Consider the following 23595-nt stretch of genomic DNA (forward strand, 5'->3'; position numbering starts at 1 on the left):
CCGGCCCGCCGACGGTCCCCTGCTGACGAAGATTCAGGGACGGCCCCCGTCGCCGTGGCCCGCCGCGTCCAGGAACGCGGTCCACTCGGCGGGGGCGAAGACGAGCGCGGGACCGCCGGTGTCCTTGGAGTCCCGTACGGCGACGAGGCCCTCGACGAAGGCGACCTCGACGCACGCGCCGTTCCCGGAACTGCGACGGCTCCTGCGCCACGCGGCGCCGCTCAGGTCGACCTGTCGGCCCGTCCGTCCGTCGTGCCTGCTCATGTGCTGTACATCTCCCTTGCGATCTTCTCCAGGGTGGCGGGGGTCTCCTGCGGATCGGGGGCCGCGGCCCGCACCAGGTCGAAGGTCTGGATGAAGGTGCGGACGTCGCGCTCCTTCTCCAGGTACACGTTTCCTGCGATGGAGTTGACGTAGACGACGGTGGGTGTGCGGGGCTCGAACTCCAGCAGGGAGAAGGTCCCGGCGAGCGCCGCGTGGGCGCCCTTCGCCGTCGGCATGACCTGGATGGTCACGTTCGGCAGGGCCGTCGTCTCGGCCAGATGGGCGAGCTGGGCCGCCATGACGTCCCGGCCGCCGACCGGGCGGCGCAGCGCGCTCTCCTCCAGCACGACCCACAGCTCCAGCGGTTCGGGCTCCCGGGTGAGCAGCGCCTGGCGTTCCTTGCGGAAGCTCACCAGCTGGTCCACCTCGTACGGCTCGTTGGGCCGGGCGGCGGCGATCACCGCCCGGGCGTAGTCCTCGGTCTGGAGCAGACCGTGGACGAACGTGGGTTCGTACGAGCGCAGGGCGCGCGCGTCGGACTCCAGGCCCGCGTAGGTGGCCATGCCCGAGGGCAGCACCTCCCCGTAGTGCGCCCACCAGCCCTGCTGCTGGGCGTCCTTGTGGATCTGCATGACCGTCTCGGTCTGCGCGGGGTCGGTGACGCCGTACCACTGGAGCAGGTCCCGGACGTCCCGTGCCTTGATGGGTGCCTGTCCCGTCTCCACACGGCTGATCTTGGACATGGAGCACTCCAGGTGCGCCGCGACGTCCTCGATCTTCTTGCCCGCGTGCTCACGCAGTCTGCGCAGCTCGGACCCGAGCTGACGGCGTCGTACGGTCGGTCCACCGGCTGTGGCCATCGTCCCTCCCCACACCGGACGTGGTGGCTTCTTGCTCGACGCAAGTGTGCCCGTCCGCCAACTCCCCTGTCATCCCTTTCAGTTGGTTCGAGACATTTGGCTGACGCACTTGCGTGGAGGAAGTCGCACGGTCGCGCCGAGGCGTGCGCCCCCGACAGTACGAAACCGCCCCGGCCGGAGGATCCGGCCGGGGCGGCGCGTCACGGAACAGGTCCGCGGGGGTGTCACGGTCACGGGCCGCACAGGGCCCGTGCGTGTCGCACCGTCACGGACCGGGGTCCGTGACGGTGCGCGTGGATCAGGCGAGGGTCGCCAGCGTCTCGTTCCAGGTCGCCGACGGGCGCATGACCGCCGCGGCCTTGGCGGGGTCGGGCTGGTAGTAGCCGCCGATCTCGGCCGGGGAGCCCTGGGCCGCGATCAGCTCGTCGACGATGGTCTGCTGCTGCGCGGTGAGCGTCTCGGCGAGCGGGCCGAACGCCTTCGCGAGGTCCGCGTCGTCGGTCTGCGCGGCCAGCTCCTGCGCCCAGTACAGGGACAGGAAGAAGTGGCTGCCGCGGTTGTCGATGCCGCCGACGCGACGGGTCGGGGACTTGTCCTCGTTGAGGAAGGTCGCCGTGGCGCGGTCGAGGGTGTCGGCGAGGACCTGGGCGCGAGCGTTGCCCGTGGTCGTCGCGAGGTGCTCGAAGCTGGACGCCAGCGCGAGGAACTCGCCGAGGCTGTCCCAGCGCAGGTAGTTCTCCTTGACCAGCTGCTGCACGTGCTTCGGGGCGGAGCCGCCGGCACCGGTCTCGAACAGACCGCCGCCCGCCATCAGCGGGACGATCGACAGCATCTTGGCGCTGGTGCCCAGCTCCAGGATCGGGAACAGGTCGGTCAGGTAGTCGCGCAGCACGTTGCCGGTGACGGAGATGGTGTTCTCGCCGCGGCGGATGCGCTCCACGGACAGCTTCGTCGCCTCGACGGGCGACAGGATGCGGATGTCCAGGCCCTCGGTGTCGTGCTCCGGCAGGTACTGCTCGACCTTCTCGATGAGCACGGCGTCGTGCGCGCGGCTCTCGTCGAGCCAGAAGACCGCCGGGTCGCCGGTGGCGCGGGCGCGCGTGACGGCCAGCTTCACCCAGTCCTTGATCGGGGCGTCCTTGGTCTGGCAGGACCGGAAGATGTCGCCGGCGGAGACCGTCTGCTCCAGCACGACATTGCCGGCCTCGTCGACCAGGCGGACCGTGCCCGTGGTGGGGATCTCGAACGTCTTGTCGTGGCTGCCGTACTCCTCGGCCTTCTGCGCCATCAGACCGACGTTCGGGACGGTGCCCATGGTCGACGGGTCGAAGGCGCCGTTGGCGCGGCAGTCGTCGATGACGACCTGGTAGACACCCGCGTAGCTGCTGTCCGGCAGGACCGCGAGGGTGTCCTGCTCCTGGCCGTCCGGGCCCCACATGTGGCCCGAGGTGCGGATCATGGCCGGCATGGAGGCGTCGACGATGACGTCGGACGGGACGTGCAGGTTGGTGATGCCCTTGTCGGAGTCGACCATCGCCAGCTCCGGGCCCTCGGCGAGCTCGGCGTCGAAGGAGGCCTTGATCTCGGCGCCCTCGGGCAGGGACTCCAGGCCCTTGAAGATGCCGCCGAGACCGTCGTTCGGGGTCAGGCCGGCGGCGGCCAGCGTCTGGCCGTACTTCGCGAACGTCTTCGGGAAGAAGGCGCGCACCACGTGGCCGAAGACGATCGGGTCGGAGACCTTCATCATCGTGGCCTTGAGGTGCACGGAGAAGAGCACGCCCTCGGCCTTGGCGCGGGCGATCTGAGCGGTGAGGAACTCGCGCAGCGGCGCGACGTGCATCACGGACGCGTCGACGACCTCGCCGGCGCGGACCGGTACGGACTCGCGCAGCACGGTGGTGGAGCCGTCGTCGCCGGCCAGCTCGATGCGGAGCGCGCCCGCCTCGGAGATCACCGTGGACTTCTCCGTCGAGCGGAAGTCGTCGACGCCCATGGTGGCGACGTTCGTCTTCGACTCGGGGGTCCACTTGCCCATGCGGTGCGGGTGGGTCTTGGCGTAGTTCTTGACCGACGCGGGGGCGCGGCGGTCGGAGTTGCCCTCGCGCAGGACCGGGTTCACGGCGCTGCCCTTGACCTTGTCGTAACGGGCGCGGATGTCGCGCTCCTCGTCCGACTTCGGGTCGTCCGGGTAGTCCGGAAGCGCGTAGCCCTGCCCCTGGAGCTCGGCGATCGCGGCCTTCAGCTGCGGGATGGACGCCGAGATGTTCGGCAGCTTGATGATGTTCGCCTCGGGCGTCTTGGCGAGCTCACCGAGCTCCGACAGGGCGTCCGCGATGCGCTGGCCCTCCGAGAGGTACTCGGGGAAGAGGGCGATGATGCGCCCGGCCAGCGAGATGTCGCGGGTCTCCACAGCGACGCCGGCCTGCGAGGCGTACGCCTGGACCACCGGCAGGAACGAATACGTCGCCAGGGCCGGGGCCTCGTCAGTGTGCGTATAGATGATGGTCGAGTCAGTCACCGGGTGCTCCGCTCCACGTCTGCAACATTGCTCGACATCAAGATATCTCGTGAGCGACCCCGGTTCGACAGGGGTCCGCTCCGGTCCGCCGCGCGGCGGACCCGGCCACGGGCCGGCGGTCACGGAAGGCGACCGAGCGTGACGGCCGGGCCACCGGTGACAGCAGTAACCACCTGTGAACAGAGAAGTGAACAGAGAAAAGGCCTGCCGCAGGCAACCGCGCTCTCCTCTCACGCGTACTGCAAGTGGATCGATCAGCACAGTCGATCACCACATCCGACGGCCCGGCACCGGACCCGGGCCGTCCGAACGAAAGCGGACCATGAGATATCGCACCAGAGTGACGGCCCCGGCCGCGGCCCTGATAGGCACGGCCGCCGCGCTCGCCACGGGGCCCGCGGCCCACGCGCGGACCTCGGCCTTACGCGGTGACCGCGCGGGAGCCCCGGGCGCCGAGACCCTCGGCGACCCCGTCTTCCCGGCACTCGGCAACGACGGCTACCGCGTGGCGGCCTACCACCTCGACCTCGCGTACGACGCGGCCACCCGCCTCGTGGACGCCACCGCGACCCTCACGCTGCACACCACCCAGGCACTGACCCGCTTCTCGCTCGACGCCCTCGGCCTGGACATCCGCGCCGTACGCGTCGGCGGCGCGCCCGCAGTCTTCGAGCAGGTCGAGGAGAAGCTGCGTGTCACGCCCGCCCGGACCCTTCCGGACCGGGCCCGGGTCACCGTCTGTGTGGAGTACACCGCCGACCCCGCCAAGCCGCTCGCGCACACCGCGTGGGTCCCGACGCCCGACGGGTTCGCCGTGTGCCCGCAGCCGAACTCCGCGCACACCGTCTTCCCGTGCAACGACCACCCCACGGACAAGGCGTCCTTCACCTTCCGCGTCACCGTGCCCGCCGCGCTGCGCGGAGTCGCGAGCGGCACCCTGGTGCGCACGGAGAGCCTCGACGGCGACCGGACCGCGTACACCTACCGCTCCCGCTCCCCGATCGCCACCGAACTCGTCCAGATCACGGTCGGCGACTACACCGTCACCTCACGGCAGGGGCCGAACGGTCTGGCGCTGCGCGACGTGGTGCCGACCGCGCGGGCCGCCGCGCTCGAACCCGCGCTCGCCCTGACCCCCGGCCTGCTGGAGTGGCTGGAACAGCGGCTCGGCGCGTACCCCTTCGAGACGTACGGCCTGCTGCCGTGCAACTCGGACGACCCGAACGCCTTCGACTTCACCGGCCTGGAGACGCAGACGCTGACGCTCTACAAGCCGAACTTCCTGCTCCAGGAGGAGAAGAAGATCGGCTCGCACATGATGCACGAGCTGGTCCACTCCTGGTTCGGGAACAGCGTCAGCCCCGCCACCTGGGCCGACCTGTGGCTCAACGAGGGCCACGCCGACTTCTACGGACTGCTCTACCGCTACGAGCGCGGCTGGCCCGACTCGCTCGGCCTGACCACCATGGAAGCCCGCATGAAGGACACCTACGCCAGGGGCGACCAGTGGCGGCAGAGCTCCGGGCCGGTCGCCGCGCCGAACGCCGCGAACCTCTTCGACAGCCAGCGCTACCTGGGCGGCGTGCTGGTCCTGTACGCGCTGCGCGAGGCGGTCGGCGAGGACGTCTTCAACCGCATCGAACGCACCTTCCTGGAGCGCCACCGCAACTCCGCGGCGACCACCCAGGACTACATGGCGGTCGCCTCCGAGGTCTCCGGCCAGGACCAGACCGGCTTCCTCGGTGACTGGCTGTACGGCACCAGGACGCCGCGCATGCCGAACCATCCCGACTGGACGGTCACCCCGGTGACGCCCGGCTTCGTCGCTCCCCGCAACCGCGGGAGCGGCCACTACCACGACGCGTCCGCCACTCTCTGAGCGGACGGGAGCCGGGCGGACGCGTGCCGCCCGGCTCCGTGCCGTGCCGGGGCCGTACGTCGTGGCTACGGCAGCGTCGTGGCCTCGCGCTGGTGGGGGATGCCCGCCTCGAGGATGCCCGCCTCGGGGACGCCCGGTCCACCGGCCTGCAGAGCCACCGTGCGCGCGGGCGCCGGAATGCGGATGCCCTCCTCCCGGTAGCGCTTGTGCAGGCGCTTGATGAACTCGTGCTTGATCCGGTACTGGTCGCTGAACTCGCCCACCCCGAGGATCACCGTGAAGCCGATCCGGGAGTCGCCGAAGGTGTGGAAGCGCACGGCGGGTTCGTGGTCCGGCACGGCACCGGTGATCCCGGTCATCACTTCCGTCACGACCTCGCTGGTCACCCGCTCCACGTGCTCCAGGTCGCTGTCGTAGCCGACGCCGACCTGGACCGTCAGCGTCATCTGCTGCTCGGGCCGGGTGAAGTTGGTCATGTTGGTGCCGGAGAGCTGGGCGTTGGGGATGATGACCAGGTTGTTGGAGAGCTGACGGACCGTGGTGTTGCGCCAGTTGATGTCGACCACGTAGCCCTCCTCACCGCTGCTGAGGCGGATGTAGTCGCCGGGCTGGATCGTCTTCGACGCCAGGATGTGCACACCGGCGAAGAGGTTGGCGAGGGTGTCCTGGAGGGCGAGGGCCACCGCGAGACCGCCCACGCCCAATGCCGTGAGCAGCGGGGCTATCGAGATGCCCAGCGTCTGGAGGACGACGAGGAAGCCCATCGCCAGCACCAGCACCCTGGTGATGTTGACGAAGATGGTCGCCGACGCGGCGACGCCCGACCGGGACTGTGCCACGGCCCGGACGAGTCCGGTGATCACCCGCGCCGCGGTGACCGTCGAGACCAGGATGAGCAGGACGGTCAGGGACCGGTTGACGTTGCGTCCGACGGCCGAGGTCAGCGGCAGCACCGCGGCGGCCGACGCGACACCGCCGGCGAACGCGGCCCAGGGCACCAGGGTGCGCAGCGCGTCGACGATGACGTCGTCGCCGCCCCACCGGGTGCGCTCGGCGTGCTTGCCCAGCCAGCGCAGCAGCATGCGCAGCAGGAACGCCGCCAGCAGGCCGGCGGCGACGGCTATGCCCGCGACCATCAGGTCGTCCAGGGTCAGGGCGCGCTTCACCGGTGACCTCCCTCGTGTCCGGGACCGGGGAGAGGGCCCGCGGGCCGAATGCGCTGTGTCGTCACTTGCCACCTGCTCGAATCCGGGAATGCACGATCGCGCCCGGACCGGTGTTCGCCGTCCGGGGCGACCGCTCATCCTGCCGTATCCGGCTGTCCACCCGTCACCACCCCCGAACGGAACCGGCCTTGACGTCCCGAGCGTGCGGGACGGCACCGGCCCGGTGGTGTGAGCGCGCGTGACGCAACCGGCTCTGGCGTCCGGAGCGCGCGGGACGGCACCGGCTTCGGCGTCCAAAGCGCGCGGGACGGAGCCGACCTCGACGTCCGGACGACGGCACCCGGGCGGAAACCGGCTTCGGCGTCGGGACCATCACCCACGACGGCCCGAGGCTTTTGGCCGGTACGTGCTCACCTGCTCCGGAGACCGGGGTGGTGAGCTTCCGTCAGGCCGGGTCGAAGGAACCGTGGCGGCCCGCGCCCGCGCTGAAGCGCGCGGCTCCCTCCTGGCTCTCGGCCAGCACGCCCATGCCGTGCAGGAGTTCCGTACGCATGGCGGCCTTCTCGACCAGTCCCTCCTGGTCCAGGACCGAGGCGCGGTCGCTCCGCAGGCACGCCTGCGGGAAGTCGGCGATCGTGGCGGCGAGGAGTTCCGCCTCCGCGCGGGCCCGGCCGGTCGGGACCAGGCGGTTGGCGAGGCCCATCTCGAAAGCCTCACGTGCGGGCACCGCGCGCCCGGTGAGGATCATGTCCATCGCGCGACTGGTGCCGATGAGACGGGGGAGCCGTACCGTCCCGCCGTCGATGAGCGGCACACCCCAGCGACGGCAGAACACGCCGAAGACGGCGTCCTCCTCGGCGACCCGCAGATCGCACCAGAGCGCCAGCTCCAGGCCTCCGGCGACGGCGTGGCCGGCGACCGCCGCGATCACCGGTTTGGACAGCCGCAGCCGGGTGGGACCCATGGGCCCGTCGCCGTCCTCGGTGACCTCGTTGCCGCGCTCGGTGCCGATGGCCTTGAGGTCCGCGCCCGCACAGAAGGTGCCGCCCTCGCCCCAGAGCACGGCGACCCTGGCCGTCTCGTCCGCCTCGAACTCACGGAAGGCGGCGGCGAGTTCCGCGGCGGTCGGCCCGTCCACCGCGTTACGGGCGGCGGGCCGTGAGAGGACCACCGTGCTGACGTGGCCCTGACGTTCGATGCGGACCGCCACCGGTGGACCCCTTTCCTCGAATTTCCTCGAATTTCCTCGAACGGTGCGCTCGGTGCGGGCCGAGGCTACCCGCGTCGGCGGCTCAGATCACCTTCCAGCGGACCAGCGCGCCCAGAGTCAGCGCCCCGGGCAGCAGCGGCAGCCACACCGTGATGATCCGGTACGCCAGGACCACCGCCGTCGCCACGGCGGCCGGGCCGCCCGCCGCGACGAGGGCGACGACCAGCGCGGCCTCCACCGAACCGATCCCGCCCGGCGTCGGCACGAGCGCGACCGCGACCGTCGCGGCAAGATAGGCGACCGCCATGTGCGCGGGCGGCACCGGCAGCCCCAGTGCCTGCCCCACGGCTGCCAGCCCGGCCGCCTGGAGCAGCGGGAAGGCCAGCGATCCGCCCCACAGGGCGAGCGCCCGGGCGGGCCGCGAGTGCACCGAACGCGCCTCGGCGAGCGCGGTGCGCACGAAGGAGAGGACGGCCGTGCGCAGTCGCCGTACGAGGACGAGGACCGCCCCCGCCGCGCACGCCGCCACGCCGACGCACAGCAGCAGCGGGCCGAGCGCCCCCTCGGGCAGCAGGCTGCCGAGCCGCAGCGCGCCCGGGAACGCGATCAGCAGTCCCACGAGCAGACCGATCCGGGCGACGGACTCCGCCAGCATGTACAGCGCGAGCGCGGCCGACGAGCGGGCGAGGGGCACGCCGCACACCGTCATGAACCGCAGATTGACCGCGCCGGCGCCCAGGCCCGTCGGCAGCAGGTGGTTGGCCGCGCCCGCCGCGAACTGGGTCGCGAGCAGCCGCCGTGCGGGCAGCCGCTCCACGACCGCTCCCTGGCGGGTGACGGCCGCCGCGACCCAGGTCAGGCAGGTCGCCACGGCCGCCGCGAGGAGCCACGGCCACTCGGCGGACTCCAGATGGCCGAAGCCCTCGGCGAGCACCGACCGATGGCGCACCCCGACCACCAGGACCAGGGCGAGCGGGAGCAGACACAGGGCCGGCCGGACGGCAGGCCGCAGGGGGAAGCGTCGGGGGAGTCCCTGGGGGAGTCGTACCGCAGTCACATCGGGAGAGGTTTTCCACACCGCACCAACGTGGGGTTGCGGGAGCGGAGACGGCGGCTGACACGCCGGGCAAGGTGCGGGAGGGGCCGCTTCCCGGTGCTGAGGGCTCATGGGCTCCTTCGTACTGACGGACACGCGTGCGAAGCGTGCGGACCCGGCGCCCGACTTCTCCGCGAAGTCCGCGGACTTCTTCGCACAAAGCGGGATGCTTTTCGCGCAACGTGGCGGCTTCTTCGCCCCGTCGTTGACCTCAACATTGCTTGAGGTCCTACCGTCTCTCTCATGAGCATGGAGACCACAGCCTGGACACAGCTGCACAGCGTCATGACCGCGCAGCAGGAGCGCCGGCCCTTCGCCCGCGCGACGCTGCGCCGCATCGGCGCCTTCGCCCGCCCGCACCGCCGCCGCATCGGACAGTTCGTGGGCCTCAGCGTGGTGACCGCGCTGCTCGCCGTCGCGACACCGGTGCTCGCGGGGCACGTCGTGGACGCCATCGTGTCCGGCGGCGACGAGGACACCGTCATCCGCCTTGCCGTGCTCATCGCGGTCATCGCCGTCGCCGAGGCGGCGCTCGGACTGCTCGGCCGCTGGCTCTCGTCGACGCTCGGCGAGGGACTCATCCTCGATCTGCGGACGGCTGTGTTCGATCATGTGCAGCGCATGCCGGTCGCGTTCTTCACACGCACTCGTACGGGCGCGCTCGTCAGTCGTCTCAACAACGACGTCATCGGCGCCCAGCGCGCCTTCAGCAACACCCTGTCCGGAGTGGTCGGCAACCTCGTGACGCTGCTGCTCACGCTCGTCGTCATGCTCACCCTGTCGTGGCAGATCACCCTGCTCGCGCTCGTGCTGCTGCCGGTGTTCGTGGTGCCCGCACGGCGGATGGGCGGCCGCATGGCCAGGCTCCAGCGTGAGGCGGCCGACCTCAACGCCGCCATGGGCACCCGGATGACCGAGCGCTTCTCCGCACCCGGCGCGACGCTCGTCAAGCTCTTCGGGCGGCCCGAGGAGGAGTCCACCGAGTTCGCGGCGCGCGCCCGGCGCGTACGGGACATCGGCGTGCGCACGGCGATGGCGCAGTCCACGTTCATCACCGCCCTGACCCTCGTCTCCGCGCTCGCCCTCGCACTCGTCTACGGACTCGGCGGCTGGTTCGCGCTGCGCGGCTCCCTGGAGCCGGGCGCCGTCGTCTCGCTGGCGCTGCTGCTGACCCGCCTGTACGCGCCGCTCACCTCGCTCGCCGGAGCACGCGTCGAGGTCATGAGCGCCCTGGTCAGCTTCGAGCGCGTCTTCGAGGTCCTCGACCTGAAGCCGCTCATCGAGGAGAAACCGGACGCCCGCACCCTGCCCGAGGGGCCCGCGTCCGTGGAGTTCGACGGCGTCCGCTTCACCTACCCGTCCGCCGACAAGGTCTCCCTCGCCTCCCTCGAAGAGGTCGCCGCGCTGGACACCCGGGGCGGCGCCGAAGTCCTGCACGGCATCTCGTTCCGCGCCGAACCCGGGCAGACCGTCGCGCTCGTCGGCTCCTCCGGCGCCGGCAAGTCGACCATCGCCCAGCTGCTCCCGCGCCTCTACGACACCGACGAGGGCGCCGTCCGGGTCGGCGGCGTCGACGTCCGTGACCTGAGTGCCGTGACGATGCGCGAGACCCTCGGCATGGTCACCCAGGACGGCCACCTGTTCCACGACTCGGTCCGCGAGAACCTGCTGCTGGCCCGCCCGTCCGCGAGCGAGGACGAACTGTGGGACGTGCTGCGCCGCGCCCGCCTCGACGCACTCGTCCGCTCCCTGCCGGACGGCCTGGACACGGTGGTCGGCGAACGCGGCTACCGGCTCTCCGGGGGCGAGCGCCAGCGCATGACCATCGCCCGGCTGCTGCTGGCCCGCCAGCGTGTCGTCATCCTCGACGAGGCCACCGCCCATCTCGACAACACCTCGGAGGCAGCCGTCCAGGAGGCGCTGGCCGAGGCGCTGGAGGGGCGCACCGCCGTGGTGATCGCCCACCGGCTCTCGACCGTGCGGGCAGCCGACGTGATCCTCGTCGTCGAGGCGGGCCGGATCGTGGAACGCGGCACGCACGACGAACTGCTGGAGGCCGACGGCCGGTACGCGGAGCTGTACCGGACGCAGTTCGACCAGCACGCGGTGAACGCGGCACCGCGGGACGCGGTACAGGACATCGAGGCGGCGGGCGAGGCCGTGGCCTGACCGCCACGGCGGGCGAGGCCGTGGCTCAGGCGCAGCTGGGCGGGGGAGGAGCGGCGGGCGTCTGCACGCCGCGACCCGGCTCGGGCTCGCCGTCCCCGACGAGCTGTCGGTGATCGGCAACGACGACCAGGAGCACATGTCGGCCTTCCCGTCCGCGTCACGCCGCCCGTACCGACGAGGACGGCCGCGGGGTGTTCATACCGCCCGGCTCGCCGATGCCTGGGGCACCCGCCGCGCACCATGGAAAGACCAACTGGATCCGGCAGACCAGCTCCCGGCGGCGCATGGACCCGGTGTGTGCCGGCCTGGTCATGTCTCCGCCACCGGGTTGTGATCGCCCGGATAACGCGGTGCGGCCCTCTTCCGGTGCCGGCCGCGGCCGGGCGATCAATGTTCGACGTGAATTCCGGCGAGGACCAGGGCAACGGCCTCCTCGGCCCACTGCGGGTGACCGCCCCGTCCCGCCATGTAGTCGGCGTAGAACGGGCCGAGGAGTGCCGACACGGCCGCTTCGAGATCAGTGTCCTCGCGGATGTGTCCAGCCTGCTGGGCCTGTTCCAGGGCATCTCGCAGGAGGGCACGGCGGGGGAGTACGGTGCGTTCGCGCAGCAGGGCGAGGAGTTCCGGGGTGTGGGCCTCTTCGGCGAGGCAGGTGCCGATGAGCGCCATGCCGTTGACTCGCTCGATGGTGGCGGCGAAGTCCGTGAGGATGTTCACGAGGTTGGTGCGGAGGTCTCCACCGGGGGCAGGAGCGTCTGTCATGCGGGCGGCGGCGAGCGCCGCGGTGAGGAGGTCAGCCTTGGTCTTCCAGCGCAAGTGGATGGTGGACTTGCTGACCTGTGCGGCAGCGGCGACCTGGCTGAGGCTCATGCGTGTGTAGCCCTGGGATGCCAGCAGTTCCAGAGCGGCCTGCAGGATGGCAGCGTCCTTCTCGGCAGAGCGTGGCCGCCCCGCGGCTTTGGTTTCCGTTCCACTCACCCGGTCAGAATAGTTGAGCTTCCGTACCGAGCGGTTCGGTACGGGATGCGGGGAGCATGGATGGGCGTCGCCGAACGCGTCGGCGCCAACGCCGTCGAGACCAAGGCCATGCGGGCATGGCCAGTTCGGGCACACACACATCCGACCGGACCCGGGACGGCCATCGACAGTTCGGCCAGACGCAGCGGCCGGGTCGCCTCGGACCGTCGATGAACAGTGCGTACCTGCGGGAGCGAACTGTCGTACGAGAAGGAGGAGGCGGGGCGTGCGCAGGCCGGCGTCTCCGTCTCCGGCCGCCGGGACCGCGGGGTCAGGCACTCGTGCGGGTGCCCGCGATGTGGAAGTTGAAATCGGCGTGGCCGAGCGTGCCCCACAGGCGCAGCCAGATGGGCAGCAGCATCTCGGTACCGCGGGCGGTGATGATGCCGCCTAGGTCGATGACGCTCGCGGCGGGCCAGCCGAAGGACACCAGCAGTTCTGTGACCTGCTTTTTCGCGTCGGTATCGTCGCCGGAGACGAACACATCGTGCTCCCCGGCCACCCGGGACGGGTCGACCATGACCTCGCAGTTCATCGTGTTGAGGGCCTTGACGACCCGCGTGTCCGGGAAGGCGCGCTGGATTTGCTCACCGAGGCTGTCGGTGTCGACCGGGTTCAGTGACGGCGGCATCCCGGTGGAGAAGTCCAGCGGGTTGGCGATGTCGATGAGCACCTTGCCGGCGAGGTTGTCCGCGCCCGCGGCGGTCAGCGCCTCCAGGCTGGCGGCGCCCGCGGTCGTGTTGACCACGGCATCGGCCCAGGCGGCCGCCTCGGTGAAGGTGACGAGCCGCACGGCGAAGTCGTTGGCCTGCCACTGTGCGAACGGTGGATTGCCGTAGCCGTCGGGTTCGGTGCGGGCCAGGGTGGCCTGCGGGTCGCGGGTGCCGACGACGGTCTCGTGGCCGAGGGTGGCGAGCTTGGCGGCTACGGTCCGGCCGACGACGCCGGTGCCGAGAACGGCGTAACGCATGAGGGGTTCCCTTCGAGGAGGGCGGACGCGACGACCGGTCCGCCCCATGCGGAGAAACTAAACCGAGCGGTTCGGTATTGCAAGTGAGCCGGGTGGAGAACACCGTCACGGGCGGGACCTGCCCCAGCGCGGCGCCGCCCGACCGGGGGTCTGCGGACGTCACAGCCGTCGTCGACGACTTCGCCGGGCACTTCGCCCGTGCCCGTGGCATGGCGCTCATCGGCCCGTGCCCGGCCGGCGGCGGCGCGTCCGGCCAGGTGATCGGCGGAGAAGCCGCCCAGCAGAGGGACCAGGGCGAGCCCACCGTGGCGAGCGCGTTGCAGGCGGAGGCATCAGGCCACTCCTGAGGCGTCGCGGGAGCGTCAGGGCGCGGACAGGACGCTGTGCACCTTGAGGGCGAGGTGGACCTGGAGGGCGTGGTCGCCGTGGCGCCATTGGTCGCCCAGCAGGGCGGTGACGCGATCGATGCGCTGATAGGGAGTGTTCACGGAGGCCGTCGCGCGCACAGGAGTCGGCAAGGTCGACAAGAAGACGCTGCGTAAGCGTTTCGACATCTGATCCTGCCGTCCCACACGGCGTCTCCGACGTGCAGGACACACCGCCCGCACGCACAGCTCGCCCGGAACTGGAGCCCACCCATGCACCAGAGCCGACGAAGCACCCTCCTCTCCGCTGCCCTGCTCGCCGCGTCCACCGACAAGGGCAACAGTGGCCCCGACTTCTACCCGGCCAGCCGGACTGTTCCCAGATCCGCCTCAGGCGACCTCGTCAACACCCGCTCACTGGACTGATCGTCCGTCGCACCAGGCCTCGGCATGGGCTTCCCCCCTGCCGGGGCCTGCGCATGCCACAACGGTGAGGACCCACACGCCCGACCGCCGCGAGGTGGGGTGCGACTCCATTACGGCCTCCGACAGGCCGGTCGTAGCGTCCCCGTAACCCCCAAGCCATGCAACCGCATTCGGAGCAGGAGTACGGCTGCTTTCAACCTCCCCACCCGTCGCGATCACCCAGGTGGCACGATGAACCCCACATCCCCCCATCCGCTGCCGCGCCGCAAGTGGCGCCGGACGCGGCCGCGCCCCGCCTCCGCGGCCGACGCTGGTCCTGGGACTCTCCCCGGCCCCGGCGCAGGCCGCGAGCCTGCAGCAGGTCACGGGCTTCGGCTCCAACCCGGGCAATCTGCAGATGTTCCAGTACGCCCCCGACAACCTGCCGTCCGGCGCGCCCCTGGTCGTCGCCCTGCACGGCTGCACCCAGAGCGCCGGCGACTACTACAGCCACTCGGGCTGGCCCAAGTACGCCGACATGTACGGCTTCGCCGTGGTCTTCCCGCAGACGACCAGCTCCAACAACGCCAACTCCTGTTTCAACTGGTTCCAGTCCTCCGACTACACACGGGGCCAGGGCGAGGCACTGTCGATCAAGCAGATGGTGGACTACGCCAAGTCCCACTACGGCAGTGATTCCAGCCGCGTCTACGTCACCGGGCTGTCCGCCGGCGGCGCGATGACCTCGGTGATGCTCGCCGACTACCCTGACGTGTTCGCGGGTGGCGCGATCGACTCCGGCATCCCGGCGGGCTGCGCGACCGACCTCTTCAGTGGCCTGACCTGCCAGAACAGTGCGGTCAGCAAGACTCCGGCACAGTGGGGCGACGCGGTCCGCAGTGCCTCCGGCGGCTGGGGCGGGCCCTGGCCTCGCGTCGCGATCTGGCAGGGCACCGGCGACACCACGGTCAACCCGGCCAACGCCACCGAGGAGCGCGACCAGTGGACCAACGTCTGGGGCATCAGCCAGACCCCGTCCTCGACCACCACCCTGACCGGCGGTACCACACAGGCCGTGTACGACGACGCGAGCGGCAAGCCCGCCGTGGAGACCTTCTCCGTCTCCGGCATGGCACACGGCCTCGCGGTCAACCCCGGTTCCGGCACCGACCAGTGCGGCAGCACAGGCACGTACTACCTCAACTACATCTGCTCCTCGTACTGGACCGCGAAGTTCTGGGGCCTGGACGGCGCGGGCGGGGGAGGCACCGGCAGCCTCCCTGCACCGCCCGGCCTCACCGTCACCGGATCGACCGACACCACCGTGGCGCTGGCCTGGTCCGCGGTGACCGGTGCGGCGTCGTACAACGTGTACCGCGGCGGCAGCAAGGTCGGCTCGACCACCGGCACGTCGTACACCGACACGGGGTTGGCCTCCGGCACGAAGTACACCTACACCGTCGCTGCCGTGGACTCCGGTGGCGCGGTCGGCACCCAGTCGTCGGCGGTCGCGGCCACGACCACCGGTCACCAGCCGCAGTGCTTCACGGACAACAACTACAACCAGGTCGCGGCGGGCCGAGCCCATCAGAGTCTCGGCTACGTCTACGCCAACGGCTCCGACCAGAACATGGGTCTCTACAACGTCGCCGTCACTCACACCCTTGAGGAGACGTCGTCCGGCTACTACGTGATCGCCGACTCGGGCTGCCCGTCCTGACGGACGGGGCAGGCCGTGCCGTGCGGCGGTGGCTTCACCCTCGTCCGGTGAAGCCACCGCCGCATGTCGGTCACTTGGCGATCAGCAGCAGCGTCGCGCGGGCATGGAGGGTGTAGACGGTACCGGCGCCGCCGACAAGGCTCTCGGAGCCGGGCCGGGCGACCTGGTCGGGGCCCTCGGCCCAGGAGGACGTGTCGGTGACGCGATACCAGTTCTTGCCGGCTCCCGGCGAGGGCAGGGCGAAGTCGACGTCGCCGGACCAGCCGTTGTAGCCGACGTACAGCGCGGCGGTCGGGTCCGAGAACTCGGTGCCGTCGATGCGCCAGGCGAGAGCGTGGTTGTTCGGGTCGGACCAGTATGTGCTGTCCGGAGTGGTGCCGGCGGGGGTGAACCACTGCAGTTGGCCCATGCCGTTGCCGTTGCCGTTGGTGTCGGAGGCCGTGTAGAAGGCGGTCGGGCGCAGCGCCGGGTGAGCCTTGCGGAAGGCGCTCAGCCGCTGGGCGTAGGTGCGGAAGGTGCTCTGGTCGCCGGTCCACGCCGTGGTGAGCCAGTTGGCGGAGGAGTCCAGGTTGTAGGGATTGTTGTTGCACTTGAGGGAGCGCAGGTACTCGTCGCCGCCGGTGATCATCGGGGTTCCTGCGGACAGCATCAGGAACGCGAAGCCGTTGCGGGCGGCCTTGCGCTGGTCGGCGGCGACACCCCCCTGGTCCCAGGAGAGGTTGTGGTCCGAGCCGCCGTCGGAGGGGCCGTACGGCCAGGGCTGGTTGTCGTTCTTGGTGTTGCACCGGTAGAGGTCGGCGAGGGTGAACCCGTCGTGGGCGACCATGAAGTCGATGGAGTTGGAGGGGGCGCGGCCGTCGTCCTGGTAGAGGTCGGAGGAACCGCTGAAGCGGGTGGCGAGCTCACCGGGGGTGACGTTCTCGACGCCGAGGGTGTTCTGGCTGCGGCGCAGCGTGTCGCGGAACTTGTCGTTCCATTCGGACCAGCCGACCGGGAAGTTGCCCACCTGGTAGGTGCCGCCGCCCAGCGCCCAGGGCTCGGCGATCCAGTCGGTGCCGGTGCCGCCGCCGGCGGGCCGGGCCGGCATGAGGTGCGTGATGCGGTTCAGGGCGGTACCGGGGTCGGTGCGGCCGTACTGGAAGCAGCCGTGCTGGCAGGTGTTGCCGAGGACCGGCGCGAGGTCGAAGCGGAAGCCGTCGACGCCGAGGGAGTCCTTCCAGTAAGCGAGCGAATCGGTGATCAGGTCGGCGGTGACCGGGTTGTAGGTGTTGACGTTGCCGCCCACGCCGGTGTTGTCCCAGGGGCTCTGCATGTCGGACGTCAGCGAGTAATAGGTGGGGTTGTCCAGGCCGCGCAGTGACAGAAGGCTGTAGGTGTTCTTGTCGCTCGCGTTCCAGGGGCCGCCCTCGCCGGTGTGGTTGTAGACGACGTCCGTGAACACCTTGATGCCGGCGTCGTGGTACGCCTTGACCATCGCCTTGAACTCGCGGGTGGGGCCGCCCGGGCTCCTGTCGGAAGCGTATCTGCGGTCGGGCGCGAAGTAGTCCAGGGTGGAGTAGCCCCAGTAGTTGTCCCCGTCGGTGGACGTCGGATCGACGTCGTTGGCGTCGTTCTGGGTCTCCTGGACCGGCAGGAACTCCACGGCCGTGACGCCCAGTGCGGTCAGATCGGCCGCTTCGCGGGCGGCGCCCGCATACGTGCCGCGTTCGGCGGCGGGCACGGAGGAGTCGTTCTCGGTGAGGCCGCGGAGATGGACCTCGTAGACGATGTCGTCCTTGAGAGCGCGCGTGGGCTTGGTGCCAGTGCTCGTGGTGTCGGCGGCCAGCACGATGCCCTTCGGGGCGAGGGCGCCGTCGTCCACCGCTCGGAACGGCGGGCCGGTCCCGTAGGCCGTGCTGTCCGCGCCGCCCGGGGTGCCGGGGTCGTGGCTGAGTTCGCGGGCGTAGGGGTCGGTGAGGAGTTTGTTGGGGTCGAAACGATTGCCGGCCGTGTCGACGTCGCTGACGAAACCGGCGCTCGATCCCTTCGTCCAGGCAGGATCGTACGGCCAGTTGGGGCCCCAGGCGCGATAGCCGTAGTAGACGGCGCCGGTGATTCCGTACTGGCCCTGGATGGTGGACACCGGCACACTGGCGGACCAGACGTCGGTGGTGGAGTCCTTGGTGAGCGGGACGACCGCGGCCTCCTGGCTGCCCAGCGCGGTGCGGTAGAGATACAGGTCGATGCGCGTGGCCCGGGATGAGAAGACCCGGAAGTCGATCGCCGTCCCCGTGGCGTCGTAGTGCGCGCCGAGCGCCCCTCCCGTCGCCGCCACCGCACGTGCCACGAAGGGGCCGGGGAGGGTCGGACCGCCGATGCCGGTGGCCAGAACCAGGGCCGCTGCCACGGTGGCGAGACGGCGTCGCCATCGCGGCAGGGCAGGGCGTATCGAGGTCATGGCGGCTCCCGGGGCAGGCGTGTGAATACAGCCTCGGAGCCGTCCACCGCGCCGATGGCTGAAATCCTTTGCAGAACGTTGCCGCAAGATAGTGCAGGCGCCTCGGGCGGTGAAGACCTCGCGCAGGGTTCCGTGCGTGCTTCGACAGCGAATAGCGGCAGGGAGCAGACGAACCAAACGTGACCGCGGCAACCTGTCGCACGTACCGGGCAATGCTCGGGGAGCCCTGCTCGGATCGCGCCAGTTGGTTCGTCGGTGACCGCGGGGCCCAACCGGCCCATTGTCTGTCCATGCCCGAGGGTCAGGTCTTTGCGCGGTGTGTCGCTGCGAATGGTGGCAGCTTGCTGTCAGTGCCGCAATCGGCCACGGATTGGTCTTCCTCCGGGTCGGCCCGGCCAGCACGATGATCGCTTGTTTGCTGCAGGAACCCGCTATTCCCGGCGGGTTCTTATGACGCTCGGTCAAAGGACACGTATCGTGCAAGCTTTGAGAAGGGCGGCGTTGGTGTTTGCGGCCACCGGCGCGCTTTCCATCGGCGGGTGGCTGCCCGCATCGGCGGCTTCCGGCCATCCGGTCGCCAAACCGGTGCCCATAGCCTCCGGCCAGTCCGTGACGGTCACCCTGGTCACCGGAGACCAGGTGTGGGTACGAAATCCGAAGTCGCCCCACCCGATGGTGAGTGTGACTCCCGCGGCCATCCCGGGCCGCTCCGTGTTCTTCACCACCTCGACCGGGAGCGGCGGGCACATCAGCGTCGTGCCCAGCGACATGATGCCGCTGATGGGCTCGGTGCTGGACCCGAAGCTGTTCGATGTCACCGAACTGATCAGTGAGGGGTACGACAACGCCCACGGCGCGGCTCTCCCGCTGATCGTGCAGCACGCCGCCGGTGTGCGCGGCGCAGCAGGAACGCTTGCGGGTGCGTCCCTGCACACGGTCCGGGAGCTGGGCAGCATCCATGCCACTGCTGTCCGGGAGTTGCACAAGGACGCGGCGCAGGGTCTGGGCAAGTCCCTCTTCGATGCCGGTCGTGCGGCGATGAACCGGCACCGTGCCGTGCGGAACCTGGGCACCGCTGGCCCGCTGGCAGGCGTGACCCATATCTGGCTCGACGGCCAGGTCAAGGCTTCTCCCATCGCCAAGCAGAGCGCCGGTGAGAAGGCCGCCGACGACGCCCTCGACTGGAACCTCACCAAGATCGACGCCCCTGGGGCCTGGGCCACCGGCAACGCGGGCAAAGGTGTCAAGGTCGCCGTCATCGACACCGGTATCGACGCCACGCACCCCGACTTGGTGGGCAAGGTGGTCAACTCCGCCGACTTCACCGGCTCGTCCGATGTGAGCGACCACTTCGGCCACGGCACCCACGTCGCCGGAACCATCGCCGGCACGGGGGTGGCCTCGGACGGTCACCGCAAGGGCGTCGCCTACGAGGCGGAACTGCTCAACGCCAAGGTTCTCGGCGACGACGGCTCGGGCACCATGTCCGGGATCATGGCCGGCATGGAGTGGGCCGCCCAGCACGGCGCGAAGGTCGCCAACATGAGCTTGGGCAGTGTTGCTGCCAGCGACGGCAAGGACCCGATCAGCCTGGCCCTCAACCGGCTGACCGAGCAGTACGGCACCCTCTTCGTCGTGGCGGCCGGCAACCAGCCGAATGTGACGGTGTCCGCCCCGGCGGCTGCAGACGACGCGCTGTCGGTCGGCGCGACGGCCTCCGACGACGAGATGGCGCCCTTCTCCTCGCCCGGCCCCCGCCTGGGCGACTCGATGCTGAAGCCGGAGATCTCCGCTCCCGGCAAGGACATCGTCCAGGCCCGCGCGGCCGACGGCATCATCGGCGACCCGGTCGACCAGTACTACACGATGATGTCCGGCACCTCGATGGCCACTCCGCATGTCGCGGGCGCGGCGGCCACGCTGGCCCTCGCGCACCCGGACTGGACCACGGCGCAGCTCAAGGCCGTGCTCCAGGACAGCTCGGACGCCTTGCCCACCAGCGTCTACCGCGCCGGTTCGGGTCGGCTGAACGTCGCCCAGGCCCTGCAGCAGCAGGTGGTCCCGGACCGCGGCGCCTTCGATTTCGGCATGCTCGACTGCACCGTCAAGGCGCCGCTCTCACGCCAGGTCACGCTCAGCAACACCGGCGACAGCGACGCCACCTACGAGTTGGACCTGAAGATCAGTGACTTCCGGGGCCGCACGGCCCCGGCCGCTGCGGCGAGCCTCTCCGATTCCCGGATCACCGTTCCGACTGGCAAGTCGGTCTCGGTCCAGGTGACCGTCGACCCGTCCCAGCTGGGCACCGGTCCCTACTCCGGACAGGTCGTCGCCACTCCGGTGGGTGACGGCGTCCCGCTCCATCTGGCCGTCGCGCTGTGGTCGTCGCCGCAGTACTGCCCCGTCCACCTCTCCGCGCTGGACCGCAACGGGGCCCCGACTCCGGCCGTGATCCAGATCATGAACAAGGACAACGGCGACTTCGGCTACCAGCCCATCGACCCGGCCGGTACCACGGTGTACATGCAGGAGGGGCAGCACTTCAGCATCGCCGCATCCCTGGCAGGCTCCTCTGCCGACGGCAAACCCGAGGGCGTCCTGCTGGACCTGCCCGAGGTCAAACCCTCTTCGAACGACCACATCGTCCTCGACGGACGCAGGACGCACCCGTTCTCCGTCAGCATCCCGGGGCGCAAGGCTGCTCCCAGCATCAATCAGGTCAGTGTGCGTCACGATGCCGAGAGCAACCACGGGTTCTACGCGAACCTGGCGCTGGGATCGGTCTACGGTTCGCTGGACGGCGGCGTGGACCTGTACGCCGGACAGGGTTCGGACGTCCCGGCGGCACCGGGTACCTCCCACACCATGGCGTACATGCGGCTGAACGACGCCCAGGCTGCCAACCGGCCGTGGACCGCCACCACTGTGTACGACCTGGCCTGGGGCGGCAGCTCCTTCGGCGACGACCTCGCGCACAGGCTCACCTCGCGGGACCTGTCGCGACTGGCCCGGATCGAAGCGGACTTCCGCCAGGCGGGTGCCTACGGTGACCGCCTGAAGGAGTCCCGTGGCCCTGCGATGACGGGTGCGACGTTCGAGCAGATCCTGACGGCCCCGAGCCACCGCACCGACTACGTCACCCCCGGAATGGACTGGGAACACGCATTCCGCGTACAGGGCTCCTACGCCGCCGGCACGGTGGACTTCGACGAGACCGAGCGGTACTCGCAGGGCGAGCAGAGCGAGACCAGGCTCGGCGGACCGTTCGGTGCCACCCTGATGGGCAGGGTCGAGGACCCGGGCGGCAGCCGCAACATGGACCTCGACTTCACGCACATGGCCTCCTCCGGCGGAGAGGGACTCACCGACAGCGCGCCGGGTGTCGGCGAGAACGACCGCAGGCGTTTCGTCTACCAGATCTCGGAAAACGGCGAGCCCTTGCTCAACCAGGAGGGGAGCACGCCGCTCGACTGGACCGTGCCGAACATCCCCGCGGAGAAGACCGACTGGGAGGTGCACGGCGACCTCAACCTGCCGGGTGTGTTCGCCGGATCGGGTACCGAGGCCCACACCACCTGGGACTTCAGCACCGACCTGACCTCTGCCGGCAGCAAGCCGTACACCGCGCCGCTGCTCAACCTCGGCTACAGTGCGGCGCTTGACGGGAACAACAAGGCGAAGGCCCGGAAGGCGATGGAGATCGGGCTGACCGCGCAGCGCATCGCGGGCGCGGGGCCCAGCAAGGTCACTGCGATGAAGGCCGCGTGGTCCACCGACGGCGGAACACAGTGGCACAACGTCCAGCTGGTCCGGACCGGTGACGGCCGCTACAGGATGCACCTGCCCGCTGCGGCGCTGGTCAAGGGTGGCACCGTCTCCCTGCACGTGAGCGCGCGGGACGCCGGTGGCAGCAGCATCGACCAGGTCCTGCCCAAGGCGTTCTTCGTGACAGGCTGACAGGGATAGCCCCAGCGCCGGTGGGCCGGGCATCCAGTCCGGCCCACCGGCGCTCCCCGGCCGGTCGCCTACCGCACTGGCGACCGGCGGTCCGACGGCGCATCGACTGGCTGTGCTTTGCGCACTTCGACTCCCGGGCGGTCTTTGCCCGACTTTTGGGAGCTCAGGCAGGCCATCGGTCGATCCGCTCCGCCGGCCCCTACACCGTCAGGCGGCACCATTTCGAGCGCAGCCTGGTGCTGTGCACGGGTCCTCCGGTCAGTCGGCCGGGCGGCTGGGTGTGCGGCCGGGCGCAGTGGTGGAGCCCAGCCCCAGCAGGTATCCGGCCTGGAAGCGGGTGTTCGCCTCGGTCCGGTCCATCAGGGCGGCGACACGACGGCGCACGGTGCGCAGGCTGAGTCCCAGGTGCCGGGCGGCGGCCTCGTCCTTGAGGCCGGAGGTCAGCAGGTGCAGCAGTTGCCGATCGTCCTCGGTCAGTCCGGCTGCACGCGGCAGCTGATCTGCACCGGTGTAGGGCTTGGCCTTCTCCCATAGCGAGGCGAACAGGCTGCACAGCGCGTCCAGCAGGCCGCAGGGGCGGACGACTATGGCTGCTGCGTCCTGTCCGGAGGACAGCGGTATCAAGGCGATCCGCCGGTCGGCGATCAGCATTTTCATCGGCACCTCGGGCAGGATCCGCGCTTCGTCGCCCGCCTTGCGGAACTGTTCGAGCGTCTGGACGGCGTGGTCCTGGTTCAGTGCTTTGCTGGAGTAGATCACCCGGCTACGGACCCCGCGGGCCAGCAGGCCCAGCTCGTCCTCACTGGGGGTGAAACCGCCTGAATAGGGAGGAGCGCTCAACACCTCTATCTGGCCGATGACTTGGCGCTCTATCAGGCGAACGCGTGCGTCGACCTCGCTGGGGCCTCGGACCACTTCCACGATGTCCCGGGCCTGCCGTCCATGGGCGGTCAGGCGATAGCGGTCGGCCAGCAACGCCGAATGCAGTCGCATGCGTTGGAGCTCCCCCTCTTTGCGCCTGATGAGCGCCTCAAGCGAGAGGTCCGGGGCGATCACCGAGAAGGCCGCCGGGTCGTCGGGATCCTTCACCACCAGTCCCAGCTCCTGCAATGCGTTCAGCAGGTCCTGCACCACGGTGTCCTCCAGGTCCAGCTCCCGGCTGATCTGGGGGCGGTGGCGAACCTGACCTTGCACCAGGTACTCGTACAGGTCAGCCTGGCGGTCCGTCAGACCCAATGCCTCGTACACGATGGGTTTCCTTGCTCGGGGGGCATGCCGGCGTCCGAAGAGGACGAGGCGCCATCCTGCTGGTGGAGGCCGGAGCATTCAAGATCTGTTCCGGCGCCTGCGGAGTGGCAGGGCGTCCTCCGGCCGGCGGCCACAGAGGGGCCGGACGCGGCCCAGCAGAGTTGGCCGGACCGTCTGGACGGCCGCCCACCTGCCCATGAAGGAATCCCAAGACCACCGCGACCCACCCCCGCCTCTGCCACAACCGGCGTTGCGGCGGAGCCCGCCTGGCCCGATCCAAGGGAATTGCGTCCATGTGACGAGCCATGAAGTGG

General features: G+C 70.2%; 17 protein-coding genes. 6 read left to right on the forward strand and 11 right to left on the reverse strand.

Going from position 1 to position 23595, the window contains the following annotated elements; all coding sequences use genetic code 11:
• Window positions 1-33 precede the first annotated feature (33 nt).
• The 3 genes from ABEB03_RS33845 to ABEB03_RS33855 form a co-directional block, all read right to left on the reverse strand.
• Window positions 34-264, reverse strand: a complete 231-nt coding sequence (locus ABEB03_RS33845; protein WP_345656667.1) for a DUF397 domain-containing protein — start codon at window positions 262-264, stop codon at window positions 34-36.
• Window positions 261-1124, reverse strand: coding sequence for a helix-turn-helix domain-containing protein (locus ABEB03_RS33850; RefSeq protein WP_345656668.1), 864 nt, complete (start codon window positions 1122-1124; stop codon window positions 261-263). Before ABEB03_RS33850 ends, ABEB03_RS33845 begins: the two co-directional genes overlap by 4 nt.
• Before the next feature lie 298 nt (window positions 1125-1422).
• On the reverse strand, window positions 1423-3642 hold the full coding sequence (locus ABEB03_RS33855) for an NADP-dependent isocitrate dehydrogenase (protein ID WP_345656669.1): 2220 nt from the start codon (window positions 3640-3642) through the stop codon (window positions 1423-1425).
• Between the two features lie 322 nt (window positions 3643-3964).
• On the opposite strand from ABEB03_RS33855, the gene ABEB03_RS33860 reads away from it, so the two are divergent.
• Window positions 3965-5521: a M1 family metallopeptidase gene (locus tag ABEB03_RS33860; RefSeq protein WP_345656670.1), complete on the forward strand. Its 1557-nt coding sequence runs from the start codon at window positions 3965-3967 to the stop codon at window positions 5519-5521.
• Window positions 5522-5586: 65 nt separating this feature from the next.
• Here ABEB03_RS33860 and ABEB03_RS33865 read toward each other — a convergent pair whose 3' ends face one another.
• From ABEB03_RS33865 to ABEB03_RS33875, 3 genes are all read right to left on the reverse strand, one after another.
• The gene (locus ABEB03_RS33865; protein WP_345656671.1) at window positions 5587-6687 is read right to left on the reverse strand and encodes a mechanosensitive ion channel family protein; all 1101 of its coding nucleotides are present in this window, start codon (window positions 6685-6687) and stop codon (window positions 5587-5589) included.
• A gap of 445 nt (window positions 6688-7132) precedes the next feature.
• Window positions 7133-7897 (reverse strand): crotonase/enoyl-CoA hydratase family protein, encoded by a 765-nt coding sequence (locus ABEB03_RS33870; protein WP_345656672.1) that lies wholly within the window; start codon window positions 7895-7897, stop codon window positions 7133-7135.
• Between the two features lie 82 nt (window positions 7898-7979).
• Complete coding sequence (locus ABEB03_RS33875; RefSeq protein ID WP_345656673.1) at window positions 7980-8954, reverse strand: lysylphosphatidylglycerol synthase transmembrane domain-containing protein; 975 nt, start codon at window positions 8952-8954, stop codon at window positions 7980-7982.
• 288 nt (window positions 8955-9242) lie between these two features.
• Here ABEB03_RS33875 and ABEB03_RS33880 point away from each other — a divergent pair, with 288 nt between their 5' ends.
• Window positions 9243-11162: an ABC transporter ATP-binding protein gene (locus ABEB03_RS33880; RefSeq protein ID WP_345656845.1), complete on the forward strand. Its 1920-nt coding sequence runs from the start codon at window positions 9243-9245 to the stop codon at window positions 11160-11162.
• Window positions 11163-11549: 387 nt separating this feature from the next.
• On the opposite strand, the gene ABEB03_RS33885 is transcribed toward ABEB03_RS33880, so the two are convergent.
• Both ABEB03_RS33885 and ABEB03_RS33890 read right to left on the reverse strand, forming a co-directional pair.
• Window positions 11550-12140 (reverse strand): TetR/AcrR family transcriptional regulator, encoded by a 591-nt coding sequence (locus ABEB03_RS33885; RefSeq protein ID WP_345656674.1) that lies wholly within the window; start codon window positions 12138-12140, stop codon window positions 11550-11552.
• A 310-nt stretch (window positions 12141-12450) separates the two neighbouring features.
• Window positions 12451-13149, reverse strand: a complete 699-nt coding sequence (locus tag ABEB03_RS33890) for an NADPH-dependent F420 reductase (RefSeq protein ID WP_345656676.1) — start codon at window positions 13147-13149, stop codon at window positions 12451-12453.
• Window positions 13150-13232: 83 nt separating this feature from the next.
• Between ABEB03_RS33890 and ABEB03_RS33895 the strand changes: the two genes are divergently transcribed.
• A complete protein-coding gene (locus ABEB03_RS33895; protein WP_345656677.1) occupies window positions 13233-13496 on the forward strand; it encodes a hypothetical protein in 264 nt (87 codons plus the stop codon).
• A 15-nt stretch (window positions 13497-13511) separates the two neighbouring features.
• Here the strand turns inward: ABEB03_RS33895 and ABEB03_RS33900 are convergent, their stop codons facing one another.
• Entirely contained in the window at window positions 13512-13637 is a 126-nt protein-coding gene (locus ABEB03_RS33900) for a helix-turn-helix domain-containing protein (RefSeq protein ID WP_345656678.1), read from the reverse strand.
• Between the two features lie 150 nt (window positions 13638-13787).
• Between ABEB03_RS33900 and ABEB03_RS33905 the strand changes: the two genes are divergently transcribed.
• Together ABEB03_RS33905 and ABEB03_RS33910 are read left to right on the forward strand one after the other, a co-directional pair.
• Window positions 13788-13940, forward strand: a complete 153-nt coding sequence (locus tag ABEB03_RS33905) for a hypothetical protein (RefSeq protein WP_345656679.1) — start codon at window positions 13788-13790, stop codon at window positions 13938-13940.
• Between the two features lie 310 nt (window positions 13941-14250).
• A complete protein-coding gene (locus tag ABEB03_RS33910; RefSeq protein ID WP_345656846.1) occupies window positions 14251-15639 on the forward strand; it encodes an extracellular catalytic domain type 1 short-chain-length polyhydroxyalkanoate depolymerase in 1389 nt (462 codons plus the stop codon).
• Window positions 15640-15709: 70 nt separating this feature from the next.
• Here ABEB03_RS33910 and ABEB03_RS33915 read toward each other — a convergent pair whose 3' ends face one another.
• Entirely contained in the window at window positions 15710-18076 is a 2367-nt protein-coding gene (locus tag ABEB03_RS33915; RefSeq protein WP_345656680.1) for a glycogen debranching protein, read from the reverse strand.
• Between the two features lie 477 nt (window positions 18077-18553).
• On the opposite strand from ABEB03_RS33915, the gene ABEB03_RS33920 reads away from it, so the two are divergent.
• Window positions 18554-22033 carry a S8 family peptidase gene (locus ABEB03_RS33920; RefSeq protein WP_345656681.1) on the forward strand — a complete coding sequence of 1160 codons (3480 nt, stop codon included), beginning with the start codon at window positions 18554-18556 and terminating at the stop codon, window positions 22031-22033.
• Window positions 22034-22291: 258 nt separating this feature from the next.
• On the opposite strand, the gene ABEB03_RS33925 is transcribed toward ABEB03_RS33920, so the two are convergent.
• A complete protein-coding gene (locus ABEB03_RS33925) occupies window positions 22292-23281 on the reverse strand; it encodes a helix-turn-helix domain-containing protein (protein WP_345656682.1) in 990 nt (329 codons plus the stop codon).
• Window positions 23282-23595: the final 314 nt, after the last annotated feature.

Origin of the sequence: Streptomyces siamensis (assembly GCF_039543605.1) — a bacterium.
Lineage (GTDB): Bacteria > Actinomycetota > Actinomycetes > Streptomycetales > Streptomycetaceae > Streptomyces > Streptomyces siamensis.